The sequence below is a fragment of the Amycolatopsis nigrescens CSC17Ta-90 genome, from assembly GCF_000384315.1.
Classification (GTDB): Bacteria; Actinomycetota; Actinomycetes; order Mycobacteriales; family Pseudonocardiaceae; genus Amycolatopsis; species Amycolatopsis nigrescens.
This window is the reverse complement of record NZ_ARVW01000001.1, coordinates 1,629,780-1,648,944: the sequence shown is the minus strand read 5'-3', so window position 1 is coordinate 1,648,944 and position 19,165 is coordinate 1,629,780. Positions and strand designations below refer to the sequence as shown.

The following is a 19,165-nucleotide window of genomic DNA, read 5'->3' as shown; positions in this document are numbered from 1 at the left end:
CTACCTGAAAGGCAGCTACCGGTGAACGACGACATCGGCCGTGACCACGAGCTGAACTGGCTGCTGGAAGATCTGGTCCAGCGCGTGGTCGGGATCAACCACACCGTGGTGCTCTCCGCGGACGGTCTGCTGATGGGCAGGTCGGGCGAACTGTCCGAGGACGACGCGGAGCACCTTTCCGCGATGGCGTCGGCGTTCCAGAGCCTGGCCCGCGGCACCGGCCGCCATTTCGGCGGCGGGCGCGTGCAGCAGACCCTGGTCGAGATGGAACACGCCTTCCTGGTGGTCACCGCAGCCGGGCACGGTGCTTGCCTTGCCGTGCTCGCGGCCGAGGACGCCGACATCGGCATGATCGCCTACGAGATGAACATGCTGGTCAAGCGGGTCGGCAACCATCTCGCGTCGGCGCCGAGGGTGAGCGGGCAGGCGGCACGGGCCAGCCGGGGACCGTCGTAATGGCCGAGCAGGACGACCAATGGTTCGACGAAGCGGCCGGTCCGCTGGTGCGGCCGTACGCGATGACGCGCGGCCGTACCCGGCCAGGGCGCACCGAACTGGACCTGGTCACGCAGGTCAGGGTTGCCCCGCGGCGGCCCGATCCGGCTTCGCTGACGGTGGACCATCTGGAGATCATCGAACTGTGCCGCCGGCCGCTGTCGGTGGCCGAGGTGGCGGCCTACCTCGACGTCCCGCTGTTCGTGGTCAAGGTGCTGCTGAGCGATCTCATCGAACGCGGCGACATCGTCTGCGGGCCGACCCCGCAGGTCGAGCCGAGCGCGGACATTCCTCTACTGCAGGCGGTGCTCAATGGTCTCCGTAACCTCTGACCGCGGCGCGGGCTCGCTCGCGGTGCCGACCGCGATCAAGGTCGTCATCGCCGGCGGGTTCGGTGTCGGCAAGACGACCATGGTCGGCGCGGTGAGCGAGATCCCGCCGTTGCGCACCGAAGAGCTGCTGACCGAGGCCGGGGTCGGGGTGGACGAGGTGGCCGGGGTGGAGACCAAGGAGACCACCACCGTCGCGCTGGACTTCGGACGGATCACGATCAACCCGGAGGTGGTGCTGTACATGTTCGGCACCCCGGGGCAGAACCGGTTCTGGTTCATGTGGGACGAGCTGGCCGACGGCGCGCTCGGCGCCATCGTGCTGGTGGACACCCGGCGCCTGGACAGCAGCTTCCCGTCGATCGACTTCTTCGAGCGGCGGAAGATCCCGTTCGTGGTCGGGGTGAACTGCTTCGACGACGCCTACCACTACACACCGGACGAGGTCCGTGAAGCGCTGGACATCGACCCGGGTATCCCGATCGCGCTGTGCGACGTGCGCGAGCGGGACTCGGGCAAGGAGGTGCTGGCCGGGCTGGTCGAGTACACCCTCGGCAGGTTGCGCGCCGCGGTCGGCTGAGTTCACGGCGCCCTTCGCCGGGCACCGGCCGCGCGCTCGTCCCTGATCGCCCGTAGGTAGGCCGCGAAGTCGACGTGGATCGAGTCCATCGGCTTCTCCCCGTACCGGGCGGCCGCGGCGGCCAGGTGCCCGTCGATCTCCGCCCGCATGTCCTCGGCCGGCGGCAGTGCCGCGGCCCCGGTCACCAGGTCGGCGACCCATTCCGCCTGCGCCTCCATCGGCCGGGTGGTGGAGCCGACCACCCGGAGCAGGCCGACGAAATAGAGACCGGGATGCGCCGGCGCGGCCACTCTCCGGTAGAGCGAAACCTGGCCGCCGCTGGCGAAAACGCATTCCTTGGCCAGGAACGGGAATTCGATCCGATAGCCCGTGCAGTAGATGACGGCGTCGATTTCCTCGGTCGTGCCGTCGGCGAAGTAAGCTGACCGGGCGCCGAGTCCGGTGAGCACCGGCTTGACCGCGATATCGCCGTGGCCGATCCGGCTCAGCAGTTCGTCGGAGATCGTTACCGGTGCCGAGAAGATACGATGATCGGGTTCCGGGATTCCGTATGCGGTGATCGGCCCGCGAATGATACGCAGCAGTGTCTCGATGAACCACCGCTGCATTTTGAAAGGCATTTTGGCCCACCAGCGTCTCGCCGCGATCTCGTCGATGGGAATGCCCATGAGCTGTTTCGGCACCACGTGCACCCCGCGCCGGATCGCCAGTAAGGTTCGCGCCGCGACCCTAGACAGTTCGGTTGATATGTCGCAGGCGGAATTGCCGATACCGACCACCGCGACGCGTTTTCCGGCGTAGTCGAAAGGCGCCAGGTAGTCGAAGGAATGGAGTTGCTCCCCGGCGAAGGCGTCGCTGCCCGCGATCGCCGGTTCGGGCAGTACCGGCCGGTGGTGATGCCCGGCCGCGACCACCACGCCGGCGAAGATCCGCCGCCGTCGCGCGCCGCCGTCGCGGTGCACCGTGGTCACCTCCCAGCGACCGTCCGGCATCGGTGTGGCGAATATCACTTCGGTGCTCAGCTCCAGGTGCTCGCGCAGTTCGAAGTGGTCGGCCACGGTGTCCAGATAGGCCCGGACCTGGTCATGACCTGGGTAGCGGGGGTAGTGAGCCGGCATCGGCAGCTCGCGGTAGCCGGTCACGTCCCGTGATGTGTTCAAGTGCAAAGAACGGTAGGCGGCACCGGGCTCACCGTTCTCCGGAAGCCGCCATAGCCCGCCGACACCTACGGAGCGTTCGATACAGGTGAACGGCACGCCTCGCTTTTTCAAAGCCTTGGCCACCGCCAGGCCCGCGAAGCCTGCGCCGATTACGCAAATGTGACTGTCAATCGACTGTTCGGGCGAAGTACTCTCTGCGTTGTCAACCAATGCCGGAGTCTCCTCGATACGCGGGTAATGGGGGCGATTATCGGGGCTGCCGTCCGCACTTCTCATGAGCGAAGGACCCTCCATTGTGTGCGACCCTTCGCAGGGTAGACCCATGCGGCGGAGGTATGGTAATGTATTGTTTTCCTGCGGTGTCGAATTCGCCGAATCGCGATTCGCTATTCGCGGTGGCAGATCAGTCGTACGGCGGCTTTCTTGCCGGCAAGTGGCTGGCTATCTGCGGGGCCCTCGGTTTTGTCCGATCGGATGCGCAACCTCCACTCGATATCCTGTTACGCCTGATCGATTCCTGGGGCGACCGGCGGATCGGCGCGCACAACGGGTACCGTTCCTTTGTTTCCGGGGACGGCTTTCCGGCGGAGTTCTCGGTGAGCTGGCGACTCGGCAGGCCTGAGGTGCGCATTCTTTTCGAATCGCTGGGGGACGGGCCGACCGCGCGAAGCTGCCAGGACGCCGGGCGAGCGCTCACCCGCGAGCTGGCGGCCGAACCCGGGGTGTCGATCAAGCGGTACCTGGCGGTGGAAGATCTTTTCCTTGCCGCCGAGCCCGCGCCGTACCGGCCGACGATCTGGCATTCGCTGGCCTGGCGGCCCGGCGAAAAGCCGCGTTACAAGGTCTACCTGAACCCGCAGGTGTGCGGTATTGATCGGGCCGCCGACCTGGTGACCGAGGCAATGCGCAGGCTCGGCCTGGAAATGCCGTGGCGGACCGTGCTGGCCGAACACGTGGCGCTGATCGAAAGGGGACATCGGCTGGAGTTTTTCGCACTCGATCTCGACGCCGAAGAACCGTCCAGGGTGAAGATCTACTATCGCCATCCGGAAGTGGACCTGGCCGAGCTGGACCGGGTGGCCGCGCTGGCCTGCCGGCACGACTCAGCCCGCGCCCGCGCCGCCTACCGGGCCGTCTACGGCACGAACGGCGCGATCGGCAACGAGCCGATGACCTGCCTGTCCTTCCAGCGGGGTGCCGGCTCGCCGGTGGAGGCCAATGTCTACCTGCGGCTCACCGAAGCCGCCAGGTCCGACGCGGAGGCCGCCGACCGGGTGCGCGCGGTGCTGGCCGCCGAGGGGATCGATCCGCACCGGCACACGGCCATGCTCCACGCGCTCGCCCCGGCACCGCTCGCGGAGACAGCGGGGCTGCAGGAACTGCTGAGCTACCGCACCACCGGGCCCGGCGGCCCGGCGGACGTCGCGGTGTACTTCCGGTTCAGCGTGCACGGCCCTCGGTCCTGACCGGTGTCCTTTGTTGTCAGTGAGGTGAGTTCCGGGCGGGCCGCCGCGCATGGTGCCGTGACAGAAATCGCGGTCCGGCTCGTTCTTCAGTAATTCGTGGTACTGGCATGGGTGAATGGAGTACTAGGCTGAGCCGGTTAACGGAGCCCACTCGAGGACGGCGGCCGGATGAATACTGCCCAGCTATCGGAAACCGGCGGCGACGGTGAACTCCCCGATCTTCCCGATCTCCGCCAGGCGGTCGCGGCCCTGTTCGACCGGTCTTCGGAAACCTACGACGCGGTGGATGTGGAATTCTTCCCGGTCTTCGCCAGGCAGCTGCTCGCGGACGTCCGACTGGTGCCGGGTGAGCGCGTTCTCGACGTGGGCTGCGGGCGTGGCGCGGTGCTGTTCGCCGCAGCGGAGCAGGTCGGCGCGGAGGGCACCGTCACCGGCATCGACCTGTCGCCGCGGATGGTCGAGCGCACCGCGCGGGACATCCGGCAGCGGGGGCTGACCGGCGTCGCGGTGGCGGTGATGGACGCGCAGGAGCCGAGCCTGCCCGGCGGCTTCGACGCGGTGCTGGCTTCGGCCGTGGTGTTCTTCCTGCCGGATCCTCTCGCCGGCTTGCGCGCGTGGCACGACCTGCTGGTACCCGGCGGCCGCCTCGGCGTGACCACCTTCGGCGGGAATGATCCCAGGTGGGCGGGGGTCGAGGAGGTGTTCCGGCCGTTCGTGCCGCCGGCCATGATCTGGGCCATGGTGAACCCGGCGAGCCCGTTCGCCTCGGTCGAGAACTTCGAGGCGGCCAGTGCCGCTGTCGGTTTCGCCGACATGTCCTCGGTCGTGCGCGAGCATCCGATCACCTTCCGCGATCCCGAGCAGTGGATCCGGTGGTCGTGGTCGCACGGCCAGCGGGTCTTCTGGGAGCTGGTGCCCGCCGAGCACCGGGAACACGTGCGCGCCGGGGTGACCGCGGCACTTGACCGGCTTCGTGGCGACGACGGCAGCATCGTGATGATCCAGACCGTGCGGTACACCGTCGCCAGCCGCGCGCCGGCCTGAGCCGAACTCGTCCTGGAATTTGTTATTCCGGGACGCTTTTTCGCGCATTGTCATCCGCATGAAGGTGGGCCGGACGCGGTTTCGTTCCGGTTTAATAATTTGCCGGCCGTGTGTTTCCGGACACTGCCGCGAATATGTGTGCTGCTGCTACTGTCGCCGAGTCGCGATGATTGCTGGAGGTTAATCGATGGAGCGTTCGGACATGAGCGGAACGGTAAGGCGCACTACGGATACCCTGCACAGCCTTCGCGTGATGTTCCGTTCCGGTCTGGCGCCCTTTCCCCGGGTCGACGAGGGCCTGCGATCGCTGGTGGAGGTGCGCAGGTTCGGCCCGTTCGTCGGCGCGACCCGGCACGCGGCCCGGCGCGACGGCCGCGCGATCGCACTGGTCGACGACCTCGGTGCGGCCACCTTCCAAGAGCTGGACGACCGATCCAACGCACTGGCGAGGGCCTGGCAGGAGCGTGGGATCGGCGCCGGCGCGGTGGTCGCGGCCCTGTGCCGTGACCACCGCGGCCTGGTGACGGTGATGCTCGCGACGGGCAAGATCGGGGCCAGGCTGGTGCTGCTGAACACCGGCTTCGGCCGGGCGCAGCTGGCCGACGTGATGGCCAGGGAGAAGGCCGTGGCGCTGGTGTACGACCAGGAGTTCGCCGAACTGCTCGCCGCGGTGCCGCTGTCGGTCGACCGGTATCCGGCCTGGGTGGACGATCAGGCCGCACTGGGTGAGTACGACGGTGTCCCGGTGGACGAGCTGATCGGTGCCACCGACGACAGCCCGCTGCCGCCGCCCGCGAAGCCGGGTGGGTTCGTGCTGCTGACCAGCGGCACCACCGGCACGCCGAAAGGCGCCCCGCGTGAGCGCACCTCGGCGCTGGCCTCCGCGCAGTTCCTGGACCGGGTCCCGCTGGAGAGCGGGGGCCGCACCTTCCTGGCCGCACCGATCTTCCACGGCACCGGGCTGTCCCAGTTCGTGCTGGCCTTCGCGCTCGGCTGCACGGTCGTGGTGAGCCGGAAGTTCGACCCCGAGGCGACCGTGCGGAGCATCTCGGAGAACCGCTGCGACACGCTGGTCGTGGTGCCGACGATGTTGCAGCGGATCGTGGACCTCGGCCCGGAGGTGCTCGGGAAGTACGACACCGACTCGCTGCGGATCATCTTCGCCGCGGGCTCGGCGATCTCGCCGGACCTGTGCCGGCGGACCAGCGAGGCGTTCGGCGAGGTGCTCTACAACCTGTACGGCTCAACCGAAGTCGCCGTCGCCACCGTCGCGACGCCGGAGGACCTGCGGCAGGCGCCCGGCACCGTGGGCAGGGCACCGGTGACCTGCCGGGTGCGGCTCTACGACGACAACGGCGCCCCGGTCACCGGGGTCGGCGAGGTCGGCCGGGTCTTCGTGGGCAGCGGGCTGAGCTTCTCCGGCTACACCGACGGCCGGTCCAAGGAGATGATCGACGGCCTGCTCGCCACCGGCGACCTCGGCCACTTCGACGCCGACGGCCTGCTGTTCATCGACGGCAGGGACGACGACATGATCATTTCCGGCGGGGAGAACGTGTTCCCGCTGGAGGTGGAGAACCTGCTGGCCGAGCGCGAGGACATCCTGGAGGCGGCGGCGGTCGGACTGCCCGACGAGGAGTTCGGTCAGCGGCTGCGGGTGTACGTCGTGGCGGCCCCGGGGGCCCGGCTCGACGCGGAAGAGATCAGGCAGTACGTGAAATCGAACCTCGCGAGGTTCAAGGTTCCGCGCGAGGTGGTGTTCCTGGACGAGCTGCCCCGCAACGCCACCGGAAAGCTGCTGCGACGGCAGCTCACCACCGAAGAGCCGGCCGAACCGGCCGTGCAGCCTGCAGACAAGGGGCGTCCCGTGCACGAAAAAGACCTCGGCTTCCCGTCCTACATCGCCGACCTGTCCATCTTCAAGACGCTGACCCCGGCCGAGATACGCCAGGTGCTGCGCGCGGGCCGCCGGGTCACGCTGCCATCGGGCTGGCCGCTGATCTCCGAGGAGACCCCCGGCGACCTCGCCTACATCGTGCTGGAGGGCACCGTGTCGGTGTGGCTCGGCCGCACGGACGTCGCCGAATTGGGGCCGGGCAGCATCATCGGCGAAACCGCGCTACGCGAATCGCGGCTGCGCACGGCCACCGTGTCCGCGGTGACCGCCGTGCGGGTGCTGCGGCTCGACGGCGCCGCCCTCGCGGGCCTCACCCAGCGGCTGCCCACCTTCGCCAGTGCGGTGGAAGCACAGATCGCGGCCCGGTCTTCGCAGGGCTAGGAGTGCACCTGCGAAGACCGGGCCGCGAGCTTCTAGGACTGGCGCCGTGCTTCGTTGAGCCGCTCGGCGCGGAGGGTGATCTCGAGGTTGAGCCGCTCGTCGGAGTCGTTGAGGCGGTCACCGAAGAGCTCTTCGAGCTGGCGCATCCGGTAGCGGGCGGTCTGCGGGTGGATGTCCAGCAGTGCGGCGAGTTCGGGCGCGCCGCCGCGGGTCTTGAGCCAGGCGAGCAGCGTTTCGCTCATCCTGGTGCGCTGCTTCGGGGTCAGTCCTTCCAACGGGGCGAGGCTGCGCTCGCTGATCGCGCCGACCAGGAACTGGTCGGTGAGCAGCCAGTGCGTGGCGAGGTGCTCCGACCAGCGGCTGACCGGGAGGTTCGGCAGGACCCCGTCGCGCACCAGCTCCAGGGTCCGGCGCGCCCAGCGCAGCGAGACGGTCGCCTGGTCGAGCGGGACCGCCGGACCGACCGCGGCCCGCATCCCGCGTCGGGTCAGCGCGGCTTCGATGCCGCCGAGCTCCTCCTCCGGGACGAGCAGGCACGGCTCCGGGCTTTCCAGGTCGATCAGCACCTTCGCGCCGAGGTCGAGGAAGCCGAGCTGGTGCTCGTCGTCGCAGGGTTCCAGCGCCACCAGGCTGACCTGGTCGGGCACCTTCCACTCGGCGGAGCGGGCCAGTTCGGCCAGCGCCCTCGGCGACCTGGGGGCGCCGGAGAGGATCTGCTGGAGCAGCCGGCGCCGGTTGTCCGCCCTGCCGCCTTCGGCCTGTGCCTGCGCGGCCGCGTAGCCGGCGATGGACAGGGTGGAGATCTCGTCGACGTAGGCGAAGATGGCTTCCGCGCAGACGCAGACCACGTCCGCGGACACGCCGTTGCGCTGGGCGAAGGCGGCGACGTGACGCCAGGCGACCCGGCCGCCGACCCGGTAGGCGCTCTGCAGGCAGTCCAGGCTGCGGCCCTGCTCGAACTCGGTCTTGCCGAGCTGGCGGAACATCCCCACCCAGTCGTGCCGCATCGCGCCGGGGTCGCCGAAGTTGTCCACGGCGCACAGGATCGCCTGCCGCACGCCGTCGATGATGGCCTGGCCGAACGGGCCGTCCAGCGGACGGGCGTACTCCGGGACCGCGCGCTGGATCTCGCGGATCATCGCCTTGGCCATGCCCTCGGCCTGCGGCCGGAACCGCTCGGCCAGCTCGCGCGGCACCGTCGACCACAAGGGGCGCGACCTGGCGAACTCGCTCGGGGCCGGCGGCCCGGTGCGTGCGGGTGGAATGGCGTTCACCGATTTCGGCGCGGACAGCTGCTGGGGGTGTGGCCGTGTTCCCTGGCGGGGTACGACGTGGTTATCGGTGATGGTCATCATTGACCTCCGCGACGGCAGAACGGGGCTGCTGTCATGTCGAAGTCGAGCACAGGTCGGTTGACGCGATCGGGGCCGGCCCGGAAAGCGGGACTTTCGCACGGGAAACTGTGAATGGCTTTCACGTCAAGGGTTCTTGGGTACCGCGAGATCGCCTCCTTGGCCTGCGTGGCGGCCCTTTCGGCCGTCCTCGGCAGGATCCAATCGTGTCCTGGATCTCACTGGCGAACATCGTGAGAAGTACGTATGTGCCCTACGTACTTCACCCGGTTCCCGAGTCCGGAGGCTCGTTAGCCGGCGATGGTGAAGCTGCCCAGAGTGGTGTTCTGGCCGGGCAGCAGGGTGCACTCGGAGGTGAACGTGCCGATTCCGGTTGGCCCGCCGTCGGCCTTTTTCGGGGTCAGCGTCGCCCGGAAGTCGCCGACCGTGACCGAGGCCGTGCCGGGGTCGCGGAAGAGCAGCCGTGGCGCCTTGCCCTCCGCGAGCACGTCGAAGGGGCCGGTCGCCGGCAGTTGCGCGACCGGCATCGTCAACGGCAGCGCGATGCCGATCTTCCGGTCGGTCGGGTAGTTCAGCGTCGCCGCCGCGGTCGCCGTGCCTTCGATCGTGGCCGCGTCCACCAGGTGCAGGCCGTCGTTGGCCCGCGGCGGCACGGTTGCGGTGGCGTGCACGGTGATGGCGGAGGACAACTTCCCGACGGCGGCATCGTCCGGCAGCACCGCGTCGATCTTCAGCTCCAGCTGCTGGTAGCCGAGCAGGGGGAACGGGCACTGGTAGCTCAGGTTCAGCGAGACGGGCCCGGCCAGTGCCGGGACGGCACCGCCCAGCATCAGGACCGTGGTGCCGGTGGCCGCGGCCAGTGCCCGGCGGAACTTGCGCGCACGAGGTGACTTCACCGGGTTCTCCTGAGGTAGCCCGCTCGGACCGCGGGGAATCTGCTGGGGCAGGCAGCCCGCCGGAACCGCGACATTATCCGCTCGGACAATTCCGGGCAAGGATCCGGCGGTTCGGAAAACGGCTCGGCGAACTTGTCTCCATTTGTTGTCAGCGGAGTGAGTGCGCGTGCGGGCCTGCCGTGCACTCGGCTGATATTCCAGCGCTGCCAAGGAAAGTCGCGGGAACGGCAGGTTGACCGACGACGCCGTGGTGTCTACGGTTGGGCTCGGCGCACCCCGGGATCAATATCAATTCTCTGAGGCGTGCGCCGATTTCACGACCGGCCCCGCGGAATCGAAAGACGCCGCCGGATCATCGGCTTTTCGGAAAGGTTGTGCGATGCGAGTTCGTGTCACCCGCCGCGGTGTGGCCGCCGCCGTGGCCGCACTGGTGCTGACCGGGGCCGGGCTCGTATCGGCCGCCGCGACCGGCCCGGCGCAGGCCGCTCCCGCACCGGCGGCAGCCGACCCCTGGCCGCCTGACGACAGCTTCTACGTGCCCCCGAGCCCGCTGCCCGCGGGCAAGCCGGGTGACGTGCTCCGCTGGCGTCCGTCGAAGCCGGGGCCGTCGAGCAAGACGGTCAACGCGTGGCAGGTGATGTACCTGTCCACCGACGCGCTGGGCAAGCCGAACGCGGTCACCGGCACGGTGCTGCTGGCCAAGAACGCCGACCCGGCCACCGCCCCGGTCGTCGCACTCACCCCTGGCACGCACGGCCCCGCGTTCCAGTGCGCGCCGTCGAAGATGCTGTCCATCGGCGCGTTCTACGAACAGCCCGCGCTCGACGGCCTGCTCGGTGCCGGCTACGCGGTCGCGATGACCGACTACGAGGGTTACCAGCCGGAGCCGAAGACGACCTACATGGTGGGCCAGTCCATGGGGCACGCGACGCTCGATTCGGTGCGTGCCGCGATGCGCCTGCCCGAGGCCGGGCTGTCGGCCGACGCGAAGGTGGCGGTGCGCGGTTACTCCCAGGGCGGGGGCGCGGCGATGTGGGCCGGGCAGCAGCAGCCGGAGTACGCGCCGGAGCTGAAACTGGTCGGCGTGGCCGGCGGCGGGGTCCCGGCGGACCTGGTCCAGGTCTCGCTGTCGCTGGAGGGCAAGCGCGGCTTCGGTTTCCTCGTCTACGCCCTGATGGGCCTGGACGCGGCCTATCCCGAGCTGAAGCTGGACAGCTATCTGAACGACCACGGGCGCACCGAGTTCGCCAAGATGCGCGCCGGTGCCTGCACCGCGGACCTGCTGCTGGACTACTCGAACCGCAAGCTGATCGAGTTCATGGCGAAGAGCCCGGTGCTGGAACCGGCGTGGCTGGCCAGGATCAAGGAGAACAAGCTGGGCGCCACGCCCATCAAGGTCCCGGTCTTCGACTACCACGGCACCCGCGACGACATCGTCAGCTTCCGCCAGGCCGAGACGCTGCGCAACGACTACTGCAAGCTCGGCGTCGCGGTGACCTGGAAGACCTACGACTCGGACCACATCACCCCGATCTACACCGGGAACGCCGACGCACTCCAGTTCCTCGCCGACCGGTTCGCCGACAAACCCGCCGCGCCCAACTGCTGAGTCAGGGGCGGCGGGACTCCACCACCCAGGCGGCGATCTGCGCGCGGTTGGTGAACCCCAGCTTGGTCAGGATGTGGTCCACATGGGTCTCCGCGGTGCGGCGCGCGATCACCAGCTGGTCGGCGATCTCGCGGTTGGTCATGCCCTTGGCCACGAGCTCGGCGATCTGGGTCTCCCGTCTGGTCAGCGGGGTGTCCGAAGGCCGGACCGAGGTCTCGGACTCCTCGCCGAGGGCGTACCGCAGCGCCTGCTGGGGGGACAGCGCGGTGCCGGCGGTGAACTCCCGCAACGCCGTTTCCTCACCGAGCCCGCCGGTCACCAGCGCGATGTCGCGCTGCATCGGCTCGACGAAGGCGGCGTAGTTGGTCGGCGAGGCGCCGAGCAGCTGCCAGACGGCGGTGGCCGCGCCGAGCAGTTTCGCCGCCCTCGTCAGCTTCCCGCCATGGGTCGCGCAGCCCGCCAGCACGGTCAGCGCGAACGCGAGGATCGTCTGGTCGTCCACCCTGCGCTGCAGCCGCAGTAGTTCGAGGCTCGCATCCAGTGCCTGTTGGAGGTCGCCGTAGAGGTACTCGGCGGCGCTGCGGGACCACAGCGCCCACGACCGCCAGAACACTTCGCCGCGCGCGGTGCAGGTTTCCACGCACTCTTCCAGCACCTTGCGGGCGCGGCCGAGGTCGCCGGCCAGCGCCAGTGCGAGGCCGTAGTTGTAGGTGGCCCACAGGTCGCCGCCGAGATCCTGCTGGGTGCGGAACATCGTGGTCGCGGTGTGGAACAGCTCGGCGGCCTGCTCGCCCTTGTTGCCGATCAGCGCGGCGTAGGCCCGTACGTGGTGGATGTAGGCCGTGCTCCGCTCGTCGCCGGTCTGCTCGGCCAGCTCGGTCGCCGTCGCCAGCGCGCTTTCGTAGGCCGGCATGTCGCCCTGCACCAGTGCGAGGAAGCCGGACATCCACTGTGCGTCGGCCCGGCCTGGAGTGTCGGCCGGGGCGATCTCCAGCAGCTTCGCCAGCCAGAGCCTGCCCTCGGTGTTGTTGCCGCGCAGCAGCCAGTACTCCTTGAAGGTGGGGATCATCAGCAGCCCCGCCTCCGCCTCGACGGGATCGCTGGCGCAGAAGTCCAGCGCCCCGCGCAGGTTGGCGTGCTCGCGTTTGAGCCGGTCGATCCAGGCGACCTGGTCCGGCCCGAGCCATTCGGCCTGGAACCGCCTGGTCAGCTCCTGGTACCAGTCCCGGTGCCGCCGCTTCAGCGACCGCACCTGGCCCGCCGCGCGCAGCCGGTCTTCGCCGTACTGCCGCACGGTCTCCAGCATCCGGTACCGCACCACCCCGTGCTGCTCTTCGCGCACCAGGATCGATTTGTCGATCAGGCCGTCCAGCACGTCGAGCACGGCGTGCCGGTCGAGGCCGTCGCCGGAGCAGACCGCTTCGGCCGCGTCGAGGTCGAAACTCCCGGGGAACACCGACGTGCGCGCCCAGAGCAGCCGTTCCTGCTCGGTGCACAGCTCGTGGCTCCAGTCGACCAGCGCCTGGAAGGTCGCGTGCCGGCTCGGGCCGGACCGGCGGCCCCCGGTGAGCAGGGTGAACCGCTTGTTCAGCCGGTCGGTGAGCTGGCGGACCGACAGCGACCGCAGCCGCACCGCGGCCAGCTCGATGGCCAGCGGCAGGCCGTCCAGCGCCCGGCACAGCCTGGCCACGTCCTCGGCGCTGTCCTCGGTGATGGTGAAGGACGGCACCACCGCGGTCGCCCTGTCCACGAACAGCCGCACCGCGTCGTACTCGCTCTGGCCCGTCATCGGCTCGCCGGCCTCGGGCACCGCCAGCGGCGGCACCGGCATCACCCGCTCGCCGGCCACCCCGAGCGACTGACGGCTGGTCGCCAGCACGACCAGGTCGGGGCAGGAACCCAGCAGGGCGCCGACCAGCCGCGCGCACGCCTCGATCAGGTGCTCGCAGTTGTCCAGCACCAGCAGCAGCCGCCGGGTGCGGAGCTGGTCCACCAGCCGTTCGATCGGCGGCCGCGCCGACCGGTCGCCGAGGCCGAGCCGTTCGGCGACGGTGTTCACCAGCAGGTCCGGCTCCCGCAGTTCGGCGAGCCCGACGAAGACCACGTCGTCGTGGAAGGTCGGCCGTGCCGCGGCTGCCACCCTGGTGGCCAGCCTGGTCTTGCCGACCCCGCCGGGGCCGGTCAGCGTGACCAGCGAGCCGGTGCTCAGCAGGCGGGTGACCTCGAGGATCTCCGTGTGACGGCCGACGTAGGAAGTCAGCTCCGCAGGCAGAGAATCCGTCGGAGCGTGCTCCGTAGCCATGCCGTGCACCGTCACATCACCACCCAGCCAATTGGGGGAATCATAGTGATGCCTCGCCGGTCACCGCCCGGCGAAACCGCCGCCCGACCGGCGCCGGCCCAGGTCGGGCGGCCCTCCGGTCAAGTCTCTACCGCTGGTCAGAGGTTCATCTCCGGCCGACCATCGATCTTAAGTGATCATCCAGGTCGGCCACAGGCGGCGTCGGTTTGTTGCCCTCTAGTCCGGTTCAGGAGTTGTGAATGTTCCTCCGTCGGTTGAGCAGTCCGATACCGCCGAGAACCGCATAACTGCCGGTCAGCAAGGTCATCGCGAGGGCGGAGCCGCGCCGCACGTCCCCGCGCAGCAGGTGGCCGAGTCCGCCGGCGGTGTCCGCGGTGTCGACGAACAGGCACACCCGCTGCCAGCGGCGGCGTGCCGGCTCGTCGCCGCCGAGGTACCCGAGCCCGAGCGCGATCGCCCTGGCGCCGAAGATCCTGGTCAGGTAGACCACCTCGGGTGTGGCGCGATCGCCGACCCCGGCGAGCCGGGCGTTCAGCCGCGGCGCGGCCAGCGCCAGCGCACCCCAGGCGATCCGGCCCGCCGCCGCGGTCAGGAACGCCCGGTCCAGCAGGGCCGTCTTGGCTGTTTCGTCCTTCATGCCACCTCCACGTCGGTCTGGCCGGAAGCGTGGCGCGGGCGGCGCCGCACTGTCGATTACTTGCCAGGTAATGGCGCCGCCCGGGAAACTCCGGCCGGCGCCGGTGCGTGTACCGGCAGAGAACGAACAACTCGGGGAGGGTCTGTGAAACGAACACCGACAGCGATCACGGCGTGCCTGTTCATCGCGGCCATGGCGGCCGGCACCGCTTCGGCGAGCCCAGTCGACGAGCCGCGGCGCGCGGACGTCGCACTCGTCGCCGCCCCCTCGGCGGTGGAGTTTCCGGCGCAGGGCGGCAACGGGCAGGTCCGGCTGAACTACTACAACCCCGGCAACGTGACCAAGGAAGGCGCCACCATCAGCGCGGAAATCCCCGCCGGGCTCACCGTGCGGGCCACCGCTGCGCCCGGCTGGCAATGCCACATCGACGAGTGGCCCGCCCTGATCTGCAACACCGCCACCGCGCTGGCGCCCGGCCAGTCGACCTATCCCGTCGAGGTCGAGCTGCGCGCGGACGCCCCGCTGACCACCCGGATCGAGTTCGGCACGCTCGGCTTCTACCGCGACCCCACCGAAAACCCCGCCGACAACTACTCCACCGTCACCGTCACCGCCGGCTGACCGTGACTCAGCGCAGGTAGCCCAGCTCGGGGAAGGCGCTCAGGTAGTCCTCGAGCAGGGCGGCTGCGCAGGTGACCGAGTCGACCAGCGGATGGCAGGCCAGCGCGAGCAGCGCCTGCTCCCTGCTGGCGGTGGTGGCGGCCAGGACGGTGCTCCGCTCGACCGCCGCCACCTGCCGGGTCAGCGCGAGGCAATGCGGGTCCAACGGGTTGGCGGCCAGCGGCCGTGGGCCGTTGCCGTCCACCTGGCAGTGCGTCTCGACCACGGTGTCCCGGCCGAGTTCCGGTACCGCGCCGCGGTTGCGCACGTTGAGGATAAGGTTCGCGTCGCGGACTCCGGCGAGGGCGGCGGTGAGCGAGAGCGCGACTTCCTCGTAGCCGCCCCCGGCCAGGTCCTCGTCCGCCCGCTCGCCCGACCCGGCGACCGCACGGCCCTCGGCGAGATAGGTCTGCTCCCGCTCGGCCCTTGTCGCCTGCCAGAGCCCGAGCGCCTCGCCGGGGTCGCCGGCCACCCGTTCGAAGAACCCGGCCTGCTGGCGGTGCAGGAACTGGCCGCGGGTGTCCGGCTGCGCCAGCGACTGCGCGAGCACCTCGCGGGTGAAGTAGTAGTAGTGCAGGTACTCGTTCGGCACCGCGCCCAGCGCCCGCAGCCAGCGCGCGCCGAACAGCCTGCCCTCCTCGAAACCGGCCAGCGCGTCCTCGTCGGCGAGCAGCCCTGGCAGCCGGTCGTGGCCGTCCACCAGTACCGCGCGCAGCCAGCCGAGGTGGTTCAGGCCGGCGTAGTCGAACCGGGCCTTCGCCATCGGCACGCCCAGCGCGCCGGCCACCCGGCGGCACAGGCCGACCGGGGAGTCGCAGATGCCGATCACGCGGTCGCCGAGCACCGCCGACATCGCCGCGGTGACCACCCCGGCCGGATTGGTGAAGTTGATCAGCCAGGAGTCCGGGGCCAGCGCGGCGACGCGTTCGGCAATCCGCATCGCGACCGGAATGGTGCGCAGCGCGTAGCAGATTCCGCCTGCACCCACGGTCTCCTGGCCGAGCACTCCGTGTTTCAACGCGATGCGCTCGTCCAGTTCCCGGCCGCGGAGCCCGCCCGCGCGGATCGCGGAAAAGACGACGTCCGCGCCGGTGAGCGCGTCGTCCAAGTCCGTGGTCAGGCGCAGCCGGGGACGCCGGGACGCACCCGCCGCCTGCGCTTCGAGCACGGCCGCGATGGCGTGCATCCGGGACTCGCTGACGTCGTACAGCACCAGTTCGTCGACCAGCCGGTCCGGGTCGGCCAACAGCCCGGCGTGCACCAGTGGCACCCGGAAACCGCCGCCGCCGAGCAGTACCAGTCGCATCAGCCCGCCGCCGGTGCCGGTGCCGGGAAGTGTTTCGCCGCGTCCGAAATGGGCATCGGGCGACCGTATCATTTCGCGCTTTATATTCGGTAGAAGAGTTATGTGAAATCATCACTTGCGATTGCCGATGGCCGGGTGGAGACTGAGTTGATGACTTGGGAAGCGTGCCGGGACGGAGAGGCGCCGTCGGTCGACGTTTTGCTTTACGGCACGGTATTTCTCGACATCATCATGACCGGACTGTCGCATCCGCCCGCCGCGGGCACCGAGGTGTGGGCGAGTGGTCTCGGCTCCAGCCCCGGCGGCATCGCCAACCTCGCGGTGGCGTTGAGCCGGCTCGACCTGCGTACCGCGCTCGCCGCCGCGTTCGGCGAGGACGCCTACGGTGACTTCTGCTGGGACGTGCTGGTCAACGAGCGGGTGGACCTGGCCCATTCCCGGCGTTTCTACGGCTGGCACTCACCGCTCACGGTGTCCATGGCGGTCGCCCGCGACCGGAGCATGGTCACGCACGAGCATCCGGCCCCGGTCACCGCGGACGAGATGCTGACCCCGCCGCCCCGCGCGCGAGCCTGTTTCGTGGACGCGGGCCTGGAAAGCGACGAGTGGGTGCGCACGGCGAAGAAGAACGGGTCGCTGGTCTTCGCCGACATCGGCTGGGATCCGACCCGGCGCTGGGGCCAGGCTCTGCTGCGCAAGCTCGAGGGTTACGACTTCTTCCTGCCCAACGCGGTGGAGGCCAGGGGGTACACGGGCTGTGACGACGTGCCCGCCGCCGCGGCCAAGCTCGCCGAGCGGGTGCCCGTGGTGGTGGTGACCCGCGGTGGCCACGGCGCGTACGCGCTCGATGCCGGCACCGGCGACGAGGTGGAGGTCGACGGGCTGAACGTGGCCGCGCTCGACCCGACCGGCGCCGGTGACGTGTTCAGCGCCGGCTTCGTGCTCGGCACGCTGGCGGACTGGCCGCTGGCGGACCGGGTGCACTTCGCGAACCTGTGCGCCGCGTTGTCCGTGCAGCACTTCGGCGGTTCGCAGTCCGCGCCGGGCTGGGGCGACATCGCGGCCTGGTGGCGGCATGTCAGCCAGCGCGACGAGCAGTACCTCGGCGGTTACCGGTTCCTGGACGAGCTGCTGCCCCAGCCGGGTTTCGCGCCGGTGGGCCGGGCGAGCGCCACGATCGGCCTCCGCTGCACACGGTGAGCTAGGCGCCGCCGGCCACGTGGAACCGGAGCCGGGTGATGGCGACGTCCGTGTCGGGCGGATACCGGTCGCTCTCGGTGACGGTTCCCGTCGCGACCGAGCCGGCGACGGAACGCCACAGGGCGGCCGCGGCCGGGTTGCCGTGGTCGAAGGACAGCGTCCACGGCCCAGGATGTTTCGAGAACAGCTGGCGGGCCGCGTCCCGCGCCACACCCCGCCTGCGGTGGCGGCGGACGACGAAGAACTCCGCGACGTTCCACGAGCCGTCCTCGTCCGCGTCGTGGCGTGCCATGGCGAAACCGGCGAGTTCACCGTCGACGGTGATGAAGTACGCCTCCCTGGCGTCTTCGGTGAAGTACGGATCCAGGTAGCGGTAGGTAAAGGTGCCATGCCGGGTCAATTCGAGGTCGCGAATCTCGGAGAAGTCGTACTGGTAGAACTGCACCAAGTTCGCCAGCACGGGTTTGTCCGGCTCGTCGACGGCGGTGAGCGCAATGGTCATGAGATTTGCCGCTTCACTTTCTTTCGGCCTGGTTCAGAATGCGGGGAATGCCGCACCGGAAGGATGGAACGGCTCCCGTTCACCGCGGAAGGCGCGGGTGCAGGCGGCCACCGCGCCCGGCCGCAGTTCGGTCACCCGGCCCGCGGCCGCCAGTGACGCCAGCGTCGTGCCGCCGAGGTAGGCCGCGCCCAGTTCAGCCGAGGACAGCCGCAGATCGGCGCCGGCACTGGTGCGCTCGCAGCTGACCGAGTCGTCGTCGGCCCGCAGCCGGTAGCGCCCGGTGTTCCACGGGCAGAAGGCGTCCTCGACCTCCAGGACCACGTCCAGCGCGGTGGCGTAGCGGCGCGCGGCGAGTGCCCTGTCCACGTCGACCAGCCGTACCCACAGGTTGGGCACCACGGTCGAGCGCACCGCCGCCGCGTCGACCAGCAGGTGCGGCAGCGGCTCGTCCACCGCGCCCTCGTAGTCGAGTCGGAAATGCCCGTCGATGTCGACGAGGAAACGCCACAACGCGGCGTAGGCCTGCTCGGTCTCCGTCGCCAGCTCGATCACCTGCACCGAGCTCACGTCGCCGGAGTCGTCCCACTCGGGCTTGAGCCGGTAGATCGCGTACCCGGTGGTCGCGCCGTCCGGTTCCCGGTGCACGGCGAACCGCAGTGCCGTCGCACCTTGACGCACGTGCTCCTCGTCGTAAAGGCGGGCATCCCAGAACCTGTCCGCTCGCTCGACCCACCCGACCGCGCCGGCGCGCGCCGTGTCGTACACCTTTTCCAGCAGCGGGCGGGCCTCGTCCCGATCGAGCAGCCGGATGGTGCCGTCGCCGGTATCGACGTCCGTGCGCACCCCCATCGCCCGCTTGTCCCCGTGGAACCGCACCAGCCGCGAGGCGATGCCGTACCCGTACCGGCCGTAGATCGTCGCCTCCGCCGCGTTGAGCGCCGCGATCGCTTCGCCGGACTCGTGCAGCCCGGCGAGTTGCGCCCGCATCATCGCGGTGAGAATCCCCCGCCGGCGGTGCGTGGGGGAGACCGCGACCAGCGTGACCCCCGCGACCGGCAGCACGGCCCCGGGAACGGTCATGGACCGCGAGAAGATCGCCGCGCCCCCGACCACCGAGTCCCCGTCGAACGCCGCCAGCGTCCGGTCCAGCTCGATGGTCCTCCGCACGTTGCGAAGCCCGCCCTCACGCCAGTCCTGCCCGTACGTATTGCAGGTCATGCGCGCCCAGTCGACGAACTCGGCAGCACCGAGAGCCCGGAGCGGATACAGGTCGTCCACGCCCGCCTGTGTACCCGACTCGCCCTTCCCCCGCGATCCATTTAGCGCCCGGCTCGCGTCGCGAACGCAGA

General features: G+C 69.8%; 17 protein-coding genes and 1 pseudogene. 10 read left to right on the top strand and 8 right to left on the bottom strand.

From position 1 onward, the window contains the following. Nucleotides 1-21: 21 nt before the first annotated feature. Genes AMYNI_RS0107550 through AMYNI_RS0107540 form a run of 3 tightly spaced genes read left to right on the top strand, consistent with a single transcriptional unit; the run spans nucleotide 22 to nucleotide 1,404 of the window. Nucleotides 22-456, top strand: a complete 435-nt coding sequence (locus AMYNI_RS0107550) for a roadblock/LC7 domain-containing protein (RefSeq protein WP_020667389.1) — start codon at nucleotides 22-24, stop codon at nucleotides 454-456. Continuing rightward, the gene (locus tag AMYNI_RS0107545) at nucleotides 456-827 is read left to right on the top strand and encodes a DUF742 domain-containing protein (protein ID WP_020667388.1); all 372 of its coding nucleotides are present in this window, start codon (nucleotides 456-458) and stop codon (nucleotides 825-827) included. The genes AMYNI_RS0107550 and AMYNI_RS0107545 overlap by 1 nt, the downstream gene beginning before the upstream one ends. Next, nucleotides 808-1,404: a GTP-binding protein gene (locus AMYNI_RS0107540; protein WP_020667387.1), complete on the top strand. Its 597-nt coding sequence runs from the start codon at nucleotides 808-810 to the stop codon at nucleotides 1,402-1,404. The genes AMYNI_RS0107545 and AMYNI_RS0107540 overlap by 20 nt, the downstream gene beginning before the upstream one ends. 2 nt (nucleotides 1,405-1,406) lie before the next feature. Here the strand turns inward: AMYNI_RS0107540 and AMYNI_RS0107535 are convergent, their stop codons facing one another. Continuing rightward, a complete protein-coding gene (locus AMYNI_RS0107535; RefSeq protein ID WP_084628319.1) occupies nucleotides 1,407-2,840 on the bottom strand; it encodes a flavin-containing monooxygenase in 1,434 nt (477 codons plus the stop codon). Between the two features lie 59 nt (nucleotides 2,841-2,899). On the opposite strand from AMYNI_RS0107535, the gene AMYNI_RS43935 reads away from it, so the two are divergent. The 4 genes and pseudogenes from AMYNI_RS43935 to AMYNI_RS50030 all read left to right on the top strand — a co-directional run bounded on the left by AMYNI_RS43935 (nucleotide 2,900) and on the right by AMYNI_RS50030 (nucleotide 7,352). Beyond that, nucleotides 2,900-4,030 carry a tryptophan dimethylallyltransferase family protein gene (locus AMYNI_RS43935; RefSeq protein WP_342667755.1) on the top strand — a complete coding sequence of 377 codons (1,131 nt, stop codon included), beginning with the start codon at nucleotides 2,900-2,902 and terminating at the stop codon, nucleotides 4,028-4,030. Nucleotides 4,031-4,198: 168 nt separating this feature from the next. Beyond that, on the top strand, nucleotides 4,199-5,074 hold the full coding sequence (locus AMYNI_RS0107525) for a class I SAM-dependent methyltransferase (RefSeq protein ID WP_020667384.1): 876 nt from the start codon (nucleotides 4,199-4,201) through the stop codon (nucleotides 5,072-5,074). 202 nt (nucleotides 5,075-5,276) lie between these two features. Then, nucleotides 5,277-6,887 (top strand): annotated as a pseudogene (locus AMYNI_RS43930) (acyl-CoA synthetase); the annotation flags it as partial. A 27-nt stretch (nucleotides 6,888-6,914) separates the two neighbouring features. After that, the gene (locus tag AMYNI_RS50030; protein ID WP_245574157.1) at nucleotides 6,915-7,352 is read left to right on the top strand and encodes a Crp/Fnr family transcriptional regulator; all 438 of its coding nucleotides are present in this window, start codon (nucleotides 6,915-6,917) and stop codon (nucleotides 7,350-7,352) included. Nucleotides 7,353-7,384: 32 nt separating this feature from the next. Here AMYNI_RS50030 and AMYNI_RS0107515 read toward each other — a convergent pair whose 3' ends face one another. Both AMYNI_RS0107515 and AMYNI_RS0107510 read right to left on the bottom strand, forming a co-directional pair. Beyond that, nucleotides 7,385-8,704, bottom strand: a complete 1,320-nt coding sequence (locus tag AMYNI_RS0107515; protein WP_040406646.1) for a PucR-like N-terminal domain-containing protein — start codon at nucleotides 8,702-8,704, stop codon at nucleotides 7,385-7,387. Between the two features lie 290 nt (nucleotides 8,705-8,994). Further along, entirely contained in the window at nucleotides 8,995-9,600 is a 606-nt protein-coding gene (locus tag AMYNI_RS0107510) for a DUF6801 domain-containing protein (RefSeq protein ID WP_020667381.1), read from the bottom strand. Nucleotides 9,601-9,979: 379 nt separating this feature from the next. Here AMYNI_RS0107510 and AMYNI_RS0107505 point away from each other — a divergent pair, with 379 nt between their 5' ends. After that, a complete protein-coding gene (locus AMYNI_RS0107505; protein WP_026360160.1) occupies nucleotides 9,980-11,209 on the top strand; it encodes a lipase family protein in 1,230 nt (409 codons plus the stop codon). Between the two features lies 1 nt (nucleotide 11,210). On the opposite strand, the gene AMYNI_RS0107500 is transcribed toward AMYNI_RS0107505, so the two are convergent. Continuing rightward, nucleotides 11,211-13,511, bottom strand: coding sequence for an ATP-binding protein (locus AMYNI_RS0107500; RefSeq protein ID WP_020667379.1), 2,301 nt, complete (start codon nucleotides 13,509-13,511; stop codon nucleotides 11,211-11,213). Nucleotides 13,512-13,737: 226 nt separating this feature from the next. Continuing rightward, complete coding sequence (locus AMYNI_RS0107495) at nucleotides 13,738-14,148, bottom strand: hypothetical protein (protein ID WP_020667378.1); 411 nt, start codon at nucleotides 14,146-14,148, stop codon at nucleotides 13,738-13,740. A 144-nt stretch (nucleotides 14,149-14,292) separates the two neighbouring features. Here AMYNI_RS0107495 and AMYNI_RS0107490 point away from each other — a divergent pair, with 144 nt between their 5' ends. After that, nucleotides 14,293-14,769, top strand: coding sequence for a hypothetical protein (locus tag AMYNI_RS0107490; protein ID WP_020667377.1), 477 nt, complete (start codon nucleotides 14,293-14,295; stop codon nucleotides 14,767-14,769). Between the two features lie 7 nt (nucleotides 14,770-14,776). On the opposite strand, the gene AMYNI_RS0107485 is transcribed toward AMYNI_RS0107490, so the two are convergent. Continuing rightward, on the bottom strand, nucleotides 14,777-16,186 hold the full coding sequence (locus AMYNI_RS0107485; RefSeq protein ID WP_020667376.1) for a family 4 glycosyl hydrolase: 1,410 nt from the start codon (nucleotides 16,184-16,186) through the stop codon (nucleotides 14,777-14,779). A gap of 78 nt (nucleotides 16,187-16,264) precedes the next feature. On the opposite strand from AMYNI_RS0107485, the gene AMYNI_RS0107480 reads away from it, so the two are divergent. Next, nucleotides 16,265-17,314: a carbohydrate kinase family protein gene (locus AMYNI_RS0107480; protein ID WP_020667375.1), complete on the top strand. Its 1,050-nt coding sequence runs from the start codon at nucleotides 16,265-16,267 to the stop codon at nucleotides 17,312-17,314. A 1-nt stretch (nucleotide 17,315) separates the two neighbouring features. Here AMYNI_RS0107480 and AMYNI_RS0107475 read toward each other — a convergent pair whose 3' ends face one another. Both AMYNI_RS0107475 and AMYNI_RS0107470 read right to left on the bottom strand, forming a co-directional pair. Further along, nucleotides 17,316-17,816, bottom strand: a complete 501-nt coding sequence (locus AMYNI_RS0107475; RefSeq protein ID WP_020667374.1) for a GNAT family N-acetyltransferase — start codon at nucleotides 17,814-17,816, stop codon at nucleotides 17,316-17,318. A 33-nt stretch (nucleotides 17,817-17,849) separates the two neighbouring features. Next, nucleotides 17,850-19,094, bottom strand: a complete 1,245-nt coding sequence (locus AMYNI_RS0107470; protein WP_020667373.1) for a GNAT family N-acetyltransferase — start codon at nucleotides 19,092-19,094, stop codon at nucleotides 17,850-17,852. Between the last annotated feature and the right edge of the window lie 71 nt (nucleotides 19,095-19,165).